Source organism: Companilactobacillus formosensis, assembly GCF_005405305.1.
Lineage (GTDB): Bacteria > Bacillota > Bacilli > Lactobacillales > Lactobacillaceae > Companilactobacillus > Companilactobacillus formosensis.
Genome location: NZ_BJDU01000002.1, coordinates 68777 through 86007, shown reverse-complemented (window position 1 = coordinate 86007; position 17231 = coordinate 68777). Strand labels below are relative to the sequence as shown.

Annotated in this window: 12 protein-coding genes; 4 read left to right on the top strand and 8 right to left on the bottom strand. The window is 34.9% G+C overall.

The window, feature by feature from the left end; genetic code table 11:
* Positions 1-70 precede the first annotated feature (70 nt).
* Positions 71-1741, top strand: coding sequence for a glucose PTS transporter subunit IIA (locus FFM65_RS02750; protein WP_119317695.1), 1671 nt, complete (start codon positions 71-73; stop codon positions 1739-1741).
* 98 nt (positions 1742-1839) lie between these two features.
* Here the strand turns inward: FFM65_RS02750 and FFM65_RS02745 are convergent, their stop codons facing one another.
* From FFM65_RS02745 to FFM65_RS02725, 5 genes are all read right to left on the bottom strand, one after another.
* A complete protein-coding gene (locus tag FFM65_RS02745) occupies positions 1840-2358 on the bottom strand; it encodes an IS3 family transposase (protein ID WP_119317696.1) in 519 nt (172 codons plus the stop codon).
* Complete coding sequence (locus FFM65_RS12440; protein ID WP_371851272.1) at positions 2352-2630, bottom strand: IS3 family transposase; 279 nt, start codon at positions 2628-2630, stop codon at positions 2352-2354. Before FFM65_RS12440 ends, FFM65_RS02745 begins: the two co-directional genes overlap by 7 nt.
* A 47-nt stretch (positions 2631-2677) precedes the next feature.
* Positions 2678-3208: a helix-turn-helix domain-containing protein gene (locus FFM65_RS02735; protein WP_119317698.1), complete on the bottom strand. Its 531-nt coding sequence runs from the start codon at positions 3206-3208 to the stop codon at positions 2678-2680.
* Positions 3209-3368: 160 nt separating this feature from the next.
* Positions 3369-4562, bottom strand: coding sequence for an MFS transporter (locus FFM65_RS02730; RefSeq protein ID WP_119317699.1), 1194 nt, complete (start codon positions 4560-4562; stop codon positions 3369-3371).
* Positions 4563-4716: 154 nt separating this feature from the next.
* On the bottom strand, positions 4717-5742 hold the full coding sequence (locus FFM65_RS02725; RefSeq protein WP_119317700.1) for an AraC family transcriptional regulator: 1026 nt from the start codon (positions 5740-5742) through the stop codon (positions 4717-4719).
* 142 nt (positions 5743-5884) lie between these two features.
* Here FFM65_RS02725 and FFM65_RS02720 point away from each other — a divergent pair, with 142 nt between their 5' ends.
* Genes FFM65_RS02720 through FFM65_RS02710 form a run of 3 tightly spaced genes read left to right on the top strand, consistent with a single transcriptional unit; the run spans position 5885 to position 11938 of the window.
* Positions 5885-7588: a glycoside hydrolase family 3 protein gene (locus FFM65_RS02720; protein WP_119317701.1), complete on the top strand. Its 1704-nt coding sequence runs from the start codon at positions 5885-5887 to the stop codon at positions 7586-7588.
* 12 nt (positions 7589-7600) lie between these two features.
* Complete coding sequence (locus FFM65_RS02715) at positions 7601-10399, top strand: alpha-L-rhamnosidase (RefSeq protein WP_119317702.1); 2799 nt, start codon at positions 7601-7603, stop codon at positions 10397-10399.
* 3 nt (positions 10400-10402) lie between these two features.
* A complete protein-coding gene (locus tag FFM65_RS02710) occupies positions 10403-11938 on the top strand; it encodes a glycoside hydrolase family 43 protein (RefSeq protein ID WP_119317703.1) in 1536 nt (511 codons plus the stop codon).
* Between the two features lie 69 nt (positions 11939-12007).
* Here the strand turns inward: FFM65_RS02710 and FFM65_RS02705 are convergent, their stop codons facing one another.
* From FFM65_RS02705 to FFM65_RS02695, 3 genes are all read right to left on the bottom strand, one after another.
* Positions 12008-12994 (bottom strand): alpha-L-rhamnosidase-related protein, encoded by a 987-nt coding sequence (locus tag FFM65_RS02705; RefSeq protein ID WP_119317704.1) that lies wholly within the window; start codon positions 12992-12994, stop codon positions 12008-12010.
* Positions 12946-14634, bottom strand: a complete 1689-nt coding sequence (locus FFM65_RS02700) for a family 78 glycoside hydrolase catalytic domain (RefSeq protein WP_119317705.1) — start codon at positions 14632-14634, stop codon at positions 12946-12948. The genes FFM65_RS02705 and FFM65_RS02700 overlap by 49 nt, the downstream gene beginning before the upstream one ends.
* 202 nt (positions 14635-14836) lie before the next feature.
* A complete protein-coding gene (locus FFM65_RS02695) occupies positions 14837-17218 on the bottom strand; it encodes a glycoside hydrolase family 2 TIM barrel-domain containing protein (RefSeq protein ID WP_119317706.1) in 2382 nt (793 codons plus the stop codon).
* Between the last annotated feature and the right edge of the window lie 13 nt (positions 17219-17231).

The following is a 17231-nucleotide window of genomic DNA, read 5'->3' as shown; positions in this document are numbered from 1 at the left end:
TGCTATATCTAAAAATAAAGACGTTCTAAAAGTCGTAATAAGTGGTGGCCAGTTCCAAGTTGTTATAGGTATGCAAGTCGCCGATGTTTATGATGCGGTAGAAGATTATATAAAAAGTAAAGATGGATCGACAATTCAAAAAAATGAATCTAAAGACCCTATTGAAGAAAAAAAGAAGAGCAAGTTAGATTTAGTCGCAGATTTTATTTCTAGTATCTTCTCTCCTATTATTCCCGCATTAGCTGGTGCAGGTATGGTTAAAGCTTTACTAGCCTTATTGGTAACATTTAATCTTATTTCCCAGACTAGTCAAAGTTATACTATTTTGAATATGATTGGCGATGGAACATTTGCCTTTCTACCAATGCTATTAGCATTTACAACCGCTCAAAAATTAAAGACGAATCCATTCTTAGCAGTCGCAGTGGCGGCCATTATGGTCCATCCTACTTGGGCAACTTTAGTAGATTCCGGCAAGGCAATACATTTATTTAATGTAATCCCATTGTATGCCGTTAAATATACCGGAACCGTTATTCCCGTTATTTTAGTAATCCTATTACAAGCTCCTATTGAAAGATTCTTAAACAAGGTTATCCCAAATGCAGTAAGAATCGTATTTGCCCCAATGCTATTATTCTTAATTATGGGAATTCTCGCATTAACAATTGTCGGACCACTTGGCGATTTCGTTGGGTCAGGACTAACTGTTATCTTCACATGGTTGAGCAAGAATGCTAGCTGGGCACCACCATTCTTACTAGGTAGCTTTTATTCAATTTTAGTTGTGTTCGGTCTTCACCACAGTTTAGCTCCAATTGGTTTTATTCAATTATCTCAAATGGGATATGATTCTGTTTTTGGTCCTGGTGTTTTATTGGCAAATATTGGACAAGGTATTGCCGCTATAATGGTTGGTACGCTTTCAAAAGACAGTAAAACCAAACAAATTGGTGCTTCTACAGGTGTTACAGCTTTAATGGGTGTTTCTGAACCTGCAATGTATGGATTAAATTTCCCCAAAAAATATCCTCTTGTCGCTGGTGCCATTGGTGGTGCTTGTGGTGGTATCTTTGCCGGAATTACTGCTACTAGAAGATTTGCCACAGGTTCGTCTGGACTTCCTGCTGTGATGATGTACATTGGTGATAATACGATGAATTATTTCTATAGTATTTTGATTTCACTTGCCATTACGATGATAGTTTCTGCTATAGCAACGGTTGTTTTATTCAAAAAATTTGAAAAGAACACTGTTGATGAAGATAAGAAGAAAGACATTTTCGATTCTAAAGGACTATCTGATGAAGTAGACGCTCCAGTTGCTGGAAAAGTCATCCCTCTTTCATCTGTAAATGATGATGTATTTTCTCAAAAACTTTTAGGTGACGGTGTTGCTATAAAGCCAACTGATAACCATATTTATGCTCCTTTTGATGGAGAAATCACTGCACTATTTCCTACCAATCATGCCATTGGATTAAAATCAAAGAATGGAACAGAAGTTTTGATTCATATTGGTCTTAATACCGTTGAACTGAAAGGAAAATTCTTTGAACCAAGTATCAAATTAGGAGATCAAGTTCATAAAGGACAATTAATGATGACTGTTAATTTTGACGAAATTCAAAAACACGGTTTCGATATTATCACTCCAATCGTCATTACAGACACTGAAAAAAAGGTTGAAGAATATGGCATTAATACAGTTGAAAATGGCGATATGATATTGACTATTTAAATTACTGTATAAATCTCTAATACAAATTAAAATTAAATATCCATTAAAATAGCCCTCAGCATGAAGTGCAATAAAAAAGTTAGACATTTTTATAAGTTTTAGGAAATCATGGATTGTTCCCTGTATTCAACAGGAGACAATCCTTTTCTTTTTAAAGAAATTCGATCATTGTTATACCAATTAATATATTCATCAACTAATTGCTTTAACTGATCTAAATCAAGAATGTTATTCCTGTAAAGACACTCTCTTTTAAGCAGATTGAAAAAGCTCTCGATAGGGGCATTATCGTGACAATTACCTTTACGAGACATGCTTTGCTTAATATTCATTTCTTTTAATATGTCTCTATAGTACTTTAATTGATAATGCCATCCTTGATCTGAATGAAGGATTGGATTTAATGATGGATCTATATTTTGTTTCAATTTATCAAGTGTATCTTTGATCATTAACTCGTTTGGACTTGAACTTCCTGAATAAGATAATGTTTCTCCGCTGGCTTGGTCCAAGACAGCGGGAATATATCCCCATTTTCCTTTTTGTAAACGTATTTGAGTCACATCTGTATGTAATACTTTTAATGGTTCTGTTTCCTTAAACTCTTGTTTTAAGATATTGGAAGCTTTCTACCTTTAAAGGAACTATAACCAGATGTATGACGTGAATAAATAGTTACTTTTATATTTAATTCATCCATTAATCGACGTACGGTTTCTGGAGAATTTTTAAATCCGGCCTTGATAGATTTTTTACAGATTCTACGATAACCGTAGGTTGAGTTTGAATCATAATAAGTCTGTGTGATGAATTTCTTTAATTGGGCATACTTATCTGGCTTTTTGACTTTATTGAGACGTTCATAGTATGTAGATCTTGGTAAATTTATTTTGTTTAATAGTTCAGTAAGTTTGTATTTATCAGTTAACGATTCAACTATTTTTGCTTTCTCAAGCTGTGATTGTTTTCTCTCAAGGCCTTTAGTGCTTTTAAAATATCACGGTCCATTTCTGTATCATGTAATTTTGACTTTAAATCGAGTATTTCTTGTTTATATTTCTCTTCTTTTGAAGAACTTAAATGAGTTTTTTTCTTTCTTTTCGCCATTAATGGGCGTCTCCCTCTGGGACGCCGCCATAATCCCGCAACACCATAATGATTATATATATAAATCCAAGAACTAACTTGACCGGGCGATATTTTAAAATGAATTGCGGTATCAAGGCGACTGATCTCGTGAAATTTATAACATTCTATCACGTATAACTTAAAGTCTTGAGAATATTCTTTATGAGATCTTTTATTCTTTAAAGAGTTCAGCCCATTAGCCTCGGCTTCGTGTACCCAATTATAAATGGGAGATTTACTTGGTATCCCATATTTTTTAGCTAAACCAAGTATCGTTATTTGTCCTTCTAAATATTCATTTACCAATTTTATTTTAAATTCTAAAGAGTATTTGGTCATAAAAAAAGCGCTCCTACAGTTGTTAGATTATGTCTAACAATTTTAGAGCACTTCAAACTCCAGTCTTAGCTGAATATTATTATAATGTCTTATAACCATAAAGAAACTATCCCAAACATTCCACAACTATTCATACTGATTAAAAAATAAATACAAATTTTTAAGCAACATTATCCGTTTGTCCAATTTTTTCAATTTTCTTACCAAATCTACTGATAATCAAAATTGCAAAGACAACGGTTGCTAAAATTGCACCAGCAACAAATGATTGTTCACCAGCAGAAATATTTAACATTGAAATGATCATTGGTGCGAACATTCCGGCAACTGATGAAATAAAAGTATTCATCGCGATAGCAACTGTAAATTCTTTCTCATTTGTAAGAACCGATAATTCATAAGGAATTGTAGCATTGACTAAAACGATACCAACACCAGAAAACATATTACCTAAAATATGAAATACGATATTATTTGTGAATAAAACTATAACAAATGATAAGACGAAAGCGACGAATCCCCAAGCAATTGTATTAGTTTTAGTGATTTTACGGATGTATTTAATCAATACCGCAGCAATGATTCCACCAATATTACCAATGGCCGTAACCATGGCAACATATGCAGTACCATTCCCTTTACCTGCGAGAACAATGGATTGATTAGTCATAAATATCATCATACATAAAGATAAAACAAAACTGATAATTAAAATTAAATAAACGTGCTTATCTAATGAACCAATAATATCCTTAAAATTAGTCTTTTCGGATTTATCATTATCCTGTTCAGCAAGTTTAACATCTTGTGGAACTAGGAAAAATACCATTAAGAAAATTACAATTGTTAAAGCATAAATCCAAAAAAGATTGTGCCAATCGGTTGCACCCAAAGCGCCTCCTAAAGCTGTAAAGACCATCATACCAATGTTATTGGCACCAACAGACCACCCCATAGCTGTGGCACGTTCTTCACCATCAAAATTAATTTGTAACAAAACCGGAGCAACATTACTAATAAGGCCAGTACCAAAACCAACAAAAATCATGCAGGCCAAAATTAGATTTAAGCTACTTGAATAGAAGACTGGTAACAAACCAGCCACACCTACTATTGCAACAGCTAGCAGGCCAAGATTTTTTCTTGTCAATTTAAATGCTAAGTAACTAAAAATGATTGTCGCAATCAATTGACCAAATTGTGGTATTGAACCAATCATTTGAACTTTTGAAATAGGTTCTTTAGGGAATGATTTTGCAATAGCTGCAATAGCAGCACTTACTGCTGATGTTGACATCAACAATAAATTCATACTTAAAATACCAAGAACTAGTGGAATTTTCTTTTTATCCATGTTATAACCTCCAAAATATGTTTACGCTTTCATTTACAAATTAATCATATTCTGAAGATCAATTTTGGACTATATGCAAAGACAAGCTAATTTATGTTCATTTCACAGATTACCCTGCCCTTTTATTTCTTATAAATAAAATAGCTTATATCATCTATTCATTGTTAAGTTGGGCTTTTTGGCGGTATAAATCAGGTGAGATACCTAATACCTTTTTAAAAATCTTATAGAAATATGACGGATTCTCATATCCAACTTTATAAGAAATTCTTTCTATTGAAGCACTCGTATAGTTTAAATATTCTGCTGCAGCATTGACTCTTTGCAAGTGAACTAACTTAATAAAGGTCATTCCGGTAGATTTTTTTAAGAATGAAGATAAGTAATTGGAATTGTAACCAAAATGCTTAGCCATATCATCTAGTGTGATATTGGAATAATTGTTTTCAATGTAGAGCAACAAAGATAGGATATTGGTTCTTTTTTTATCACTGGCTTTCCAATTAACATTATTAGTCTTGACTGTTTCACGAATTAGTCTTGAGAATAAAACCATAATTTCTAAACGGATAATCTTGTCTGATTCTTTGTCTGGGTGATAGTATTCATCAATAATATCCCAGACATTCCGGCTAATTTTAGAATTATTATTTGTTTTAAATAAACTATACTGTCCCTCTCCATAATTTCTATCTGATAAAAGTGAAAAAAGCATTCCCGAAATATTAGTTTGGCGGTTATCGTGTAGTAAAGAATTTAATTCATTCAACGAAAAAGCCGTATTTCTTAAAGCAATATCAATTACAATGTCATTCGTTCCGATAGGTTCTACTGTATGTATAGTATGATTTCCAACAAATAAGAGATCCCCCTGCTGCATTTCAATTTCTTTTTCATTGATTACAGCAGTACAGTTACCAATGAGAGGTGCCACGATGTCAACAAAATTATGATAATGATAAGGGACGTCTGATTCGATTGGTTGAACTGAAATTGAAATCGGATTGGTATTTAGCACTAGATTATCATTATATGTATTAAAAAAACGATAAACCGGTTCTCCATTAATCGTCTTAGTTGGTGCTATACTAGCTTCATTTTTCTCAACTTTCTCCAAAACATTAGAGAATTCTCTTGGAGAATTATTTGAACGTAAAATTTCCATAATACTTTTAGTCATCTTTTATTTACCTCACTAATTGTCATTATAGCGTATATCAAAAATATGTGAAATGAACATAGTACGAATATCATTTGACAATAGTTGGAAAAATATTAAGGGCTTACAATTTAGTTAAATCAATAATGTGTGGAGGAATTTCATGTTAGATTTAACAAAAGTACCATATAATCTTTCAACAGAACAAATAAAATATATCGATAAACAAATCAGTAAAATGACACTTGCTGAGAAAATTGGTCAACTATTTTTTGTAATTGGACAAGACGAAGATACCGTCAATATTAAGGATTTCGTCAACAAGTACCATCCTGGCGGCGTTATGTATCGTCCTGACAGTGCCAAAAAAATTAAGCATGAGATAGCTACGATTCAAAAAGAATCAAAAATCCCAACATTTATCGCTGCTAATCTTGAAGCTGGTGGTAATGGTTTAGTTAACGAAGGTACTTGGTTCGGTCGTCCAATGTCAGTCGCTGCAACAGATGATTCTAAACAAGCTTTCAATTTAGGTGATATTTCTGGTTATGAAGCTGCTCAAGTTGGCGATAACATGGCATTTTCACCTATTGTTGATATAGACAATAATTTTCGTAATCCCATTATGAATGTAAGAACTTTTGGTAGTGATAAGAATCGTGTCATGAAGATGGTTGATGCTGAAATTAAGGGATTAAAAAATAATAACGTAATTCCTGTTGCTAAGCATTTCCCTGGCGATGGCGTCGATGAACGTGATCAACATTTAGTCAGTTCAGTTAATTCTTTGGGTACCGATGAGTGGATGAACTCTTATGGTCAAATCTATCGTCATTTGATTAAGCAAGGTCTTCCAGCCGTAATGATCGCACACATCATGCAACCAGCTTGGGAACGTAAGCTAGACCCTGGTATTGAAGATAAAGATTTACGTCCTGCTTCAACCTCAAAACTTCTGATTGATGGTCTGCTTCACAAAGAATTACAATTCAATGGAATGACTATTACCGATGCCACACCAATGCTTGGTTATACATCAATTCTTCCGCGTGAAAAAGCTATTCCCGCAACGATTAATGCTGGTATTGATATGATCTTATTCAATAAAAATATCGATGAAGATTACAAGTTCCTTACTGATGCCGTTAAAGATGGCACTGTTTCAATGGACCGTGTTGATGAGGCCATTCGTCGAATTCTTGGTACTAAATTAACCCAAGGTATTATGAATATTGATAATCAACTGACTCAAGAAGTTCCCGAAAAATTAGACTTGAAGCTTAAGGATCACCAAGCAAAAACTGCCGATTTAGCAAAGCATGCCGTTACTTTAGTTAAAGATAGAAATAAAATTTTACCTGTAACTAGCAAAAAGTATCCTCGCGTTCGCTTAGTAGTTTTGGGTGATAGTGACGATGGTGGTTTCAAAGAAGGCGGCCACGTTACTGCACTATTCAAGAAAGATTTAGAAGCACAAGGATTTAAAGTTTCACTCTTTGATCGTAAACATCTTGATTTCCACGAAGTCTTTGAAGAAGGCGTTCAGGATATGAAAGATAAATTTGATTTGGCAATTTACGTTGCTAACATTGAAACTGCAAGTAACCAAACCACAACTCGAATCGATTGGATACATTTGATGGCCGCTGATGCTCCTTGGTACATGCGCTCCATCCCTACACTGTTCATTTCAATGTGCAATCCATATCATTTATTCGATATTCCAACTATTTCTACTATGATCAATGCTTATACTGGTAACCCTGAATCAATCGAAGCCGTTGTTAAGAAAATCACGGGTCAGGAAGAATTCTTAGGTAAAAGTCCGGTAGATCCATTTTGTGGAAAATTAGATACGAGACTGTAAGGAGAAAAAATAATGAAAATTGAAAACATTCAAATAAATCATATGACAGAACCACTCGGATTCGATTTAAGCAACCTAAAAATTGAATTTGCACTTAATACTGATACGAATTTAGCTGTTCAAAAAAAACTAGAGATTAAAAATGATGGACAAATTGTTTATCAAACTGATTGGGAAGCATACGATAACAATTATTTCCAACCAAATTTGAAATTAACCCCCAGAACTAAGTATGACCTAACCATTAGCATAAAAGATAATTCTGAAGAAGTATCTGCCACTTCGACTTTTGAAACAGGCAAAATGTCTGAACCTTTCTCGGGAAAATGGATTGGTAACCTAAACAAGAATATATCAAACACGCTTTTAAAACGTGACTTAAATTTGACCAAAGAAGTCAAAAAAGCCCGCATCTATATGACAGGCTTGGGCGTTTATGAATTAAATATCAATGATAGAAAAGTCGGCGACGAATTACTTGCTCCAGGATCTACTAATTACGACTATTTGATTCAAGTACAAACTTATGACGTTACAAAGGATTTTGTTCAAGGTGACAATTCGATTGAAATCTCCCTTGGAGATGGTTGGTACAAAGGAAATCTTGGCTTTGATGGCGGTAAGGATAAAATTTACGGTGATCAACAACGATCTATCTTTGAACTACATCTAGAATATACTGACGGTTCAACCGAAGTCGTAAACTCAGACAACAAATGGTTAACAACTGCAGGTAAAGTTACTAAATCGGCCATCTACTATGGTGAAGATTTTGATGATACGATTGTACCAGAAAACTGGTCCCCAGTTTCTGTCCTTGACTACCCTACTGACATTTTGGCTGATCGATTAAGCTTGCCATTGAAGGTTCAAGAATACTTACCTGCTAAAGAACTGATTAAGACGCCAAAGAATGAACAAGTTATCGACTTTGGACAAAATCAAGCCGGTCTAATTGAATTTTACAATCGTGAACCAAAGGGTACTAAGATCACTATCCAAGTCGGTGAAATTCTCCAACAAGGCAATTTCTACCGTGATAATTTGCGTGAAGCTAGGGCCGCCTTTACTTATATCTCAGATGGCAACGAAAAATGGATTCGTCCACATTTCACTTACTTTGGTTACCGTTATATCAAGGTATCTGGCAATACTGAACCTTTACAAAAAGAAGACTTCCGGGCTGCTGTTGTCTATTCTGACATGAAGATGACTGGTGCTTTAAAGACTGACAAACCATTGGTAAATCGTTTATTTGAAAATATTCAATGGAGTCAAAAAAGCAACTTCTTCGATGTTCCGACTGACTGTCCTCAACGTGATGAACGTCTTGGTTGGACTGGAGATGCTGATATTTTCTCCAATACTTCAACTTATAATATGAACGTCTACGCTTTCTTCAAGAAATACGCTAAAGATATGAAAATTGAACAAGATCACCACGATGGAATGTTAACGATGTATGCTCCATCTCTACACGTTGATGAAGGTGGAGCTGCTATCTGGGGCGATGCTTCTACAATTATTCCTTGGAATATGTATGAAAAATACGGTGACACAGCTATCTTGAAGCAAAATTACTCAAGCATGAAAGGTTGGGTCGACTGGATCAGCAAAAACGTTGCAAAAGCTGGTACTGGTCTTTGGACAGGTTCTTTCCAATTCGGCGACTGGTTATCACTCGATAGTGAAAATCCTGCCGTTCCTAATGGTAAAACTGATGAAGGCTTCATCGCTTCAGTTTATTACTACTATTCATCAAATATTGTGGCTCAAACAGCAAAAATTCTGGGCAATGATAAAGATTACCAAACTTATAAGAGCTTGTGCGATGATATTAAGAAGAATATCTTAAAGGAATACATTACCGAAACTGGTCGAGTTGCCATCGATACGCAAACTGCTTACGCTTTAACTTTGTACTTCAACCTAGTTCCTGAAAACTTAAAGCCACGTGTTGTTAAAGATTTAGTTGCCCGTCTCAAGAAAGATAATGATCACCTACAAACTGGATTCGTCGGTACCCCATTTTTGTGCCAAGTTTTGTCTGAAAATGGTCAACACGCCCTAGCTACAAAGATTTTCCTAAACGAAGATTATCCAAGCTGGTTGTACGCCGTCAAACTCGGTGCCACAACCATTTGGGAACGTTGGAACTCAGTTATGTCTGATGGTTCAATGAATCCTGAAGGAATGAACTCACTTAATCACTACTCAATCGGTGCCATTATGGAATGGGCTTATAAGTTTGTTCTTGGTCTACGCAAACAAGATAACGGCTATCAAACTGTTTATGTGGAACCAGAATTTGACTACCGTTTGAAACATATTTCTGGTCATTATGCCAGTTCATATGGTGATTTGAAAGTTAAATATGACCTTGAAACGGATGACAAACACACAATCTCCGCTATAATCGACGTTCCATTTGGACAAACTGTGAAATTAACTTTGCCTAGAGTTGGCAAAGAGATCGTTATCGATGGTCAAACTGTTAGTGACAAAACAATCACTTTAACAGTTGGTCACCACGAAATTTCATACGCTCCAACTCATGACTATATTGGACGTTACTCAACACAAACTAAATTGTTGAATATCACTGCTGATAAAGAATTATTTGACAAGATCAAAAAAATCACTCATGAATTAGATATGTTCAATGATCCAGTGAATGTTGAACGTCTAGGTCAAATGTCAATTCCAGAAGCTAATAAGTTGTTCCCATTTATTAATATTCCTGAAAATGAGCTGAAACAAATCACTGATACATTAGTTGCCACACCAGTTCTAAGTGAAAGAGAGGGATAGTTGATGAAAAGTTATACTAATCCAATTTTACGGGGGATGCGCCCTGACCCAAGCATAGTTCGTGTCGGAAACTACTATTATATTGTCAACAGTACTTTCGAATACTATCCAGGAATTACTTTGGCCAGAAGTTCTGATCTTATGAATTGGAAAACGCTCCCTAGCATTGCAACCGACCACACCCAAGCTGATTTAACGAAATCAAAATCCAACGAAGGAATCTTTGCTGTCTGCATTCGTTACCATGAAGGAAGATTCTACGTCATCACAACTAACTTTGCCGAATTTAAGACTTTCATCATTACTGGAAAACTAGTTAACGATAAAATTATTTGGGACAAGCAACGTATCAATATCGACGTAAATGGTATTGATCCCGACATTTTCTTTGAAGATGGACACACCTTTGTTCAATACACCGGTTACTTAGAATCCAGTCAAAAAGCCCTGCAACAAGTCGAAATCAACCTCACTTCTGGAAAAATTCTACAAGGTCCAAAGATTTTAACTTATGGAACTGGTGGGCGTGACGTTGAAGGTCCACACATCATCAAAAACAAAGGTTACTACTACCTACTTGCTGCTGAAGGTGGCACTGGTCTAGGACACATGATTACAATTTTTAGAAGTAAAAATATTTGGGGATCATTTGAAAGTTGCCCTAATAATCCAATTTTTACCAATCGTGACCGAGCTGATGAACCACTACAAAACATTGGTCATGGAGACTTATTCCAAGACAGCCATGGTAATTGGTGGCTCACTTGTTTAGGAACTAGACCCGCTAATATCAATTTCAAGACCTTTACCAATACCGGTCGTGAAACGATGCTCTATCCTGTCGACTGGAGTAGTGATTGGCCCGTAATTAACGATGACCTACCTTCTCAAGAAGTTAACTTGACTAAGTATCCAGAACACGCCAAAACACTATCAGAACAAAAGCTACCTTTATTTGAAGATAGTTTTACAAATGACTGCATTAGTCCAGAATGGATTTCATTACGAAATTCACTTAAAGATAGATTATCAGTTAAAAGTAACAATTTAACTTTAACTGGATCCGATTTGACACTTTCTGATCTTGGTACCCCATCATTTTTGGGTATCAGACAAACAGAACAAGATGAAACTTTTGAAGTTGAATTGAATCCTGAACAAAGTTCATTAAAAGATGGTCAGTTAGGAATTGCTGTGACAATCGACAGTGATCACTTCGCTAGCTTAACAATTCAAAGAAATAATCATGGCACTTTTGATTTAATTAAAACAGTTCACGTTTTGGATTTAGTAGTCAAAGATAAAATTGCTGAAATAAATACCTTACCAAGTAAATTCAGTCTAATTAATCATCCTGCTACTAAAGAATTCATAGCTGAAATTAACAATCAAAAATTATCCTTCAAAGTGGCTGCTATGCACTTCTCCAATGAAGCAATCAGTGCCTTGAATACTGGCGATATGCAAGGAATTTACGTTGTAGGCCAAGATACAAAGATGTCAGTTAAAAATGTAAAAAGAGTTAAAATTGATAAATAATAATTGAAATTAATAGTTCACATAAAAATCCGGCGTGAAAATTCACACCGGATTTTTATGTTACATTTTTTAGAATTCGTAATCGCCACTACTTAAAAATTTAGTTTCATGGTTGATGAACAACTGTGCTTTAGTGTTAAATGGCACATGCAGTTGGACTTTTAAATGCGAATCAGTGTATTTCCAATTGACTTTAATCAAACCATTTGTGGAATTATATTCCAATTTTAAACTAGTAAAATTTGACTTTCTTGGAATTACAACTTTGAATATTTTATAACCTGGTTCTATTGGGGTTAATCCTCCAATATTTTCAACAATCCAATTTTCAATACAACCAAAGGCATAGTGATTGAATGAGAAAGTTCCAACCGTTCCATCTGGAGCAATACCGGCCCATGATTCCCAGATTGTAGTTGCTCCATGATCAACTTCATAAAGCCACGAAGGCATTTTTTCTTGTAATAGTATTTTCTCAGCCAATTCACTTTGTCTATTCTTAGCTAGTACATCCATCAAATATGGCATACTTAGAAATCCTGTATCTAAACAATTATTATTAACATGAATCATATCTACCAAACGACTGACTGCTAATTTCTTTGTTGGTGCATCTAAGAGATCAAAAGCAATCGCTAAAACATAACAACCTTGAAAATCTGCAGTAAGTTGACTATTCCTCCAAAAATATTTTTGAAAGGCTGAAGCAACTCTTTTGGCGTAATTTTGATACCGAGTACTATTTTCTGTATCGTTCAAAATCGTAGCAATCCGGCTTAATAGTTTACTACTATAAGCTAGAAAAGCTGTTCCAACTAAATTCTTAGTTGCCTGAGCAGTTCCCATTGGTCCTTTAGCATTTTTACCGAACATGTAACTTGGAAACATCCAATCGCCATAGTGAAACTTTGTATCCCAAATATATCGACTAGAATTGTCCAATTTGTTTTTAGCAGCGCTTTTTACGGCATAATTATGCCATTTTTGCATTGTCGAATAATTTTCCTTTAGTATTGAAATATCGCCGTTGTTTTGATAAATCGTCCAGGGAACCATGATGATAGCATCCCCCAACCAGCAGACGAATACGTCCCAGTAAATTGCGGACTGGATGTATAGAATTCCTTTGGTGCGGGAGCATAATCTTGAATTTGACCATCGGCCCTTTGTTCAGCACGGACGCTTTCTAACCAACGTTCAAACAATGCGGTTGAATCCATATTGAACATTGCAGTAGGTGCAAATACTTGTGTGTCCCCTGTCCAACCAGCACGTTCTCTTTGCGGACAGTCAGTTGGAATGGAAATCATATTACCACGTTGACTCCATTTGATATTTTGTAATAACTGATTAATTTTTTTATTTGAAGTCTCAATTGAACCTAATTCTTCCATATTAGTCATTAGAGGAATGGCAATTACATCACTTGTAGAAATTGTGTTATGCAGACCAGTAATGCGAATATAACGGAATCCATGGAAAGTAAAATCTGGCTCTAAGATTTCAAAAGTTCCTTTGCCGATAAAGAAGTCGGTTTGATCTTTATTTCGCCCCGTAATATTGTTAAAGAAGTGACCATCTTCATTGAGAACTTCTGAATGTTCAATTTTTATCATTTGATTCTGACTTAGAAATGTCGATAAACGGACCTTTCCAGCTATAACTTGACCAAAATCGATCAGCAATTCATCACCATCAACCCAGATTTTTTTAGCCGAAATTGGTGCTAATTCATGAACATATTGAGCGTTTTGTGGTTCTAAATTATCGAGATTATAGTTTACTTCATCGACATTAGTTGCATTACACCAATTTGGAAAATTATTTAAATTCTGTTTTTCCCCAATAAATAAATCACTATAATTATATTTACCAGTCGTTGAAACAAAACTCTGATCCGTTCCAATAATTTTTTGAGTTTCATCCTCAAAAGTAACAATTAATTCACCTAAAATACCATTTTTATCACCAAACTGTGCCCCATTTCCCGTCGTACTAATTCGACCGGAATACCATCCATCGGCTAAAACGGTTGTCCAGTTATTTTCAGAAGCTAATAAATCAGTAACGTCAAAATATTGATATTGAAGAATATTCTTGTATGAAGTAAAATCGGGCATAAATTGAGCTTGTGTCACTCTTTGACCATTAATCATTGGATAATAAATTCCATGAGCGGTCATAAATAGTTGAGCTTTTTTTATCGGTTTAGTAAGTTCAAAACTTTTTTGTAAATATTGAACTGGCCGTAAACGTTCATCAGGTGAATCTTGTTTTGGTATTGGCTTACCACCAAACATAGCTGCCAAATTAAGCTCTGCCTCTTTTGTAACGTGATTTTGTTTGGGTTCAATCCATTTAGCATTCCAAGTTTTCAATTCCGTCGTAAAATACATTCTTTTTGACCAAGGACTAGCCTTTTGATTCTTATCAAATACTTTAACTTGCCATGAATATGTCGAATGTTGTGACAAACTTGATAAATCAACATGATAACTAGTTTCATTTGATTCAACAAATCCTGAATCCAGAATTATTTTCCCTTCTTCGTTTTGAATAATCAAATTAAAACCAAGTTGGTAATTATTTTGTTCATCATCTTCAGTTATCCAGCTGAACGATGTGTTCCTCATTGGGATAATAATTTGATCATTAGAAGCTGCTAAATTGTTTATTTTCGTTTTAAGTGTTTTCATATAAAAAACTCCTTACATTCACTTATATCAATAATATACTAATAATACGAAAAGCAAGACTATATACTATAGACAAAATTTTAATCAATTTAATTTCATAAATTTCACAAAAAATATTAGTTAACAGTAGAATAATTGAAGATTTCATTCATAAAAAAACAGATGTCGCTTAATAAATGACATCTGTTTTTAATAACTATCTTTATTTTTTAACTGTCAATTCACTATTCTTAGAAACAATTACTAAAGCCAAACCATTGAATAAATTAATATTATCAAAACTCATGTTATGATCGATAGGATTGCCATTGCCACCAGCAATAAGCTTGCCATTTGTTACATGCAATTTGATTTGATTTCCAGCATTTTCAACTAAATTACCTTGTTCATCGATAGCCATCAACTTGTAAAGTGTCGTTGTCTGGCCTTCATAGACTTTATACTGCTTAATCCGGACAGTATTACCGTTGGTGAATCTTATATCAGAAGCTACTATCGAACTATTTTCATAAGCAAGAACTTTAATTGCTCCCGCCTCAAATGGAATTTTCCAAGTGGCTGAGCAATCTCTCACTACTTGTTTGCCAAAACTCTTATCATTGACGAACAATTCGACCTCTTGCACATTGCTGAAAGCTTTAACAGTAGTTCTTCCGTCTTTATCAAAATTCAACTGTTCTTTATTCCAACTGGGCATCAAATGAACCATTTTCTTTGCCGTCCAGTGAGCTTGATAATAATAGTAATAATCTTTTGGAAAACCACACAGATCGGCAATTCCAAACTGAGAACTAATAGCTGGCCAACTAAATGGTGAGGGCTCGCCATAATAATCAAAACCAGTCCATAAGAAGACACCACCCATATAAGGATTTTCATGCAAGTATTGCATAACTGTTTCAGGATGTGCTGTCCCACCTAAACCTGGATCACCTGGTTTTCTGATTCCGGGTAAAACCATTGAAAAATATGAACCAAAATTATTACATTGATCCAAATCACCACTATCTTTATAAGCCCCTCTAGTTGAGAAATAAGACGCATTCTCAGTACTCATCATCGGTAGATCAGTATATTTTTGATGAATTAATCTAGCTCCTGAACCCATAACTCCGGCTTCGGGATAATTGACACCTAACACATCCAAATTTCTGACGTAATCCTCATCAATGATTCCTTCAGGAGTTAATAGTTCCGCACCAATAATTAAATGTTCGTAGTCGAATTTTTTAATTGTTCTAACAATTTTTTTAGCAATTCGACTTCCCAATGGTGTATTTCCAACCAACTCCTCATTAGAAATTGACCAAAAAGCAATTGAAGCGTGCATACGATCTTTTTGTACCATTTGTTTTAAATCATTAATTCTCCATGGAGAACTCTCCAATAAACGATTTTCATCGATAACAATGATTCCATAACGGTCACAAGCATCCAATAATTCTTCAGAAGCAAAATGATGGGTACTTCGCCAAGCATTAACACCCATTTTTTTCATTACTGAGACTTTGTAGTCTACGATGTCTTGATTCAAAGCGGTACCTACTCCAACAAAATCCTGATGTTCACAAATACCATGTAATTGATAACTCTTTCCATTCAAAAAGAAGCCTGAAGTTGTATAGTCAAACGTATGAATACCCAGATTTTTTACTACTTTATCATTAGCTACAATAAATTCAGCTTTATAACAATAAGGATTTTCCGGTGTCCAAAGCTTAGGATCAGTTACCTTAACCATAGTTTTGAATTGTTTATTCTGATAGCTACCTATTTCAACTTCATCAAATTGCACCACAACTTGCTCATCCAATAAAACTTGCGGCGAAATGACTTGTTGAGTGGCAGTATTGTTTTCAACTGTCAATTCAACACCCAATTGAGCACCGTTATCATCTAAAGATTTCGTATAAACATAACAAGAATCTTCCCTTAAGGAGACCAATGGCTTGTGTTCTAACCAAACAGAGCGATAAATCCCAGCACCTTCATACCACCAACCTTCTGCACCGGTTGTAGTATCAGCTCGAACTAACACAACATTGACTCCTTCTTTACCGTAACGTGCCATCTCGGTAATGTCGAAACTAAAGGAGTTGTATCCGCTGTTATTATGTCCTAAATATGTTCCATTCAGCCAGACATCAGCCATGCGCATGACTCCATCAAAACGCAGAATTGTCCTTGAATTATTTAAATCGTCAATATTTAATGTGAAAGTTTTACGATAATAACCGCAAGTTTCAGGTTTAGACCCACTCATCAATTTCTCAGGTTGATTAATATAAGGTAATTGTCGTTTCCAATCATGAGGTAAATCCACTTTTTTCCAATCTTTTGATAATTCGGAAGTTAAATCAGTATCAGCTAGATTCAATAGTCCTTGTTGCTCATCACCTTGGGCAATCAACTTCAAAAAGTGACTGCCACCGGCACTAACTGGCAAACGTTTGCCCTTTTCTCCTTTAATAGGTGCGGTAATTCCACCCAGAGACACGGCTTTTTTAGTAGTTTTATAAGGAACGCGTTTCACTTCACCATAATGAAACATCCAATTGTTATTTAAAGATTCTTTGGTAGTCATAATATCAATCCTT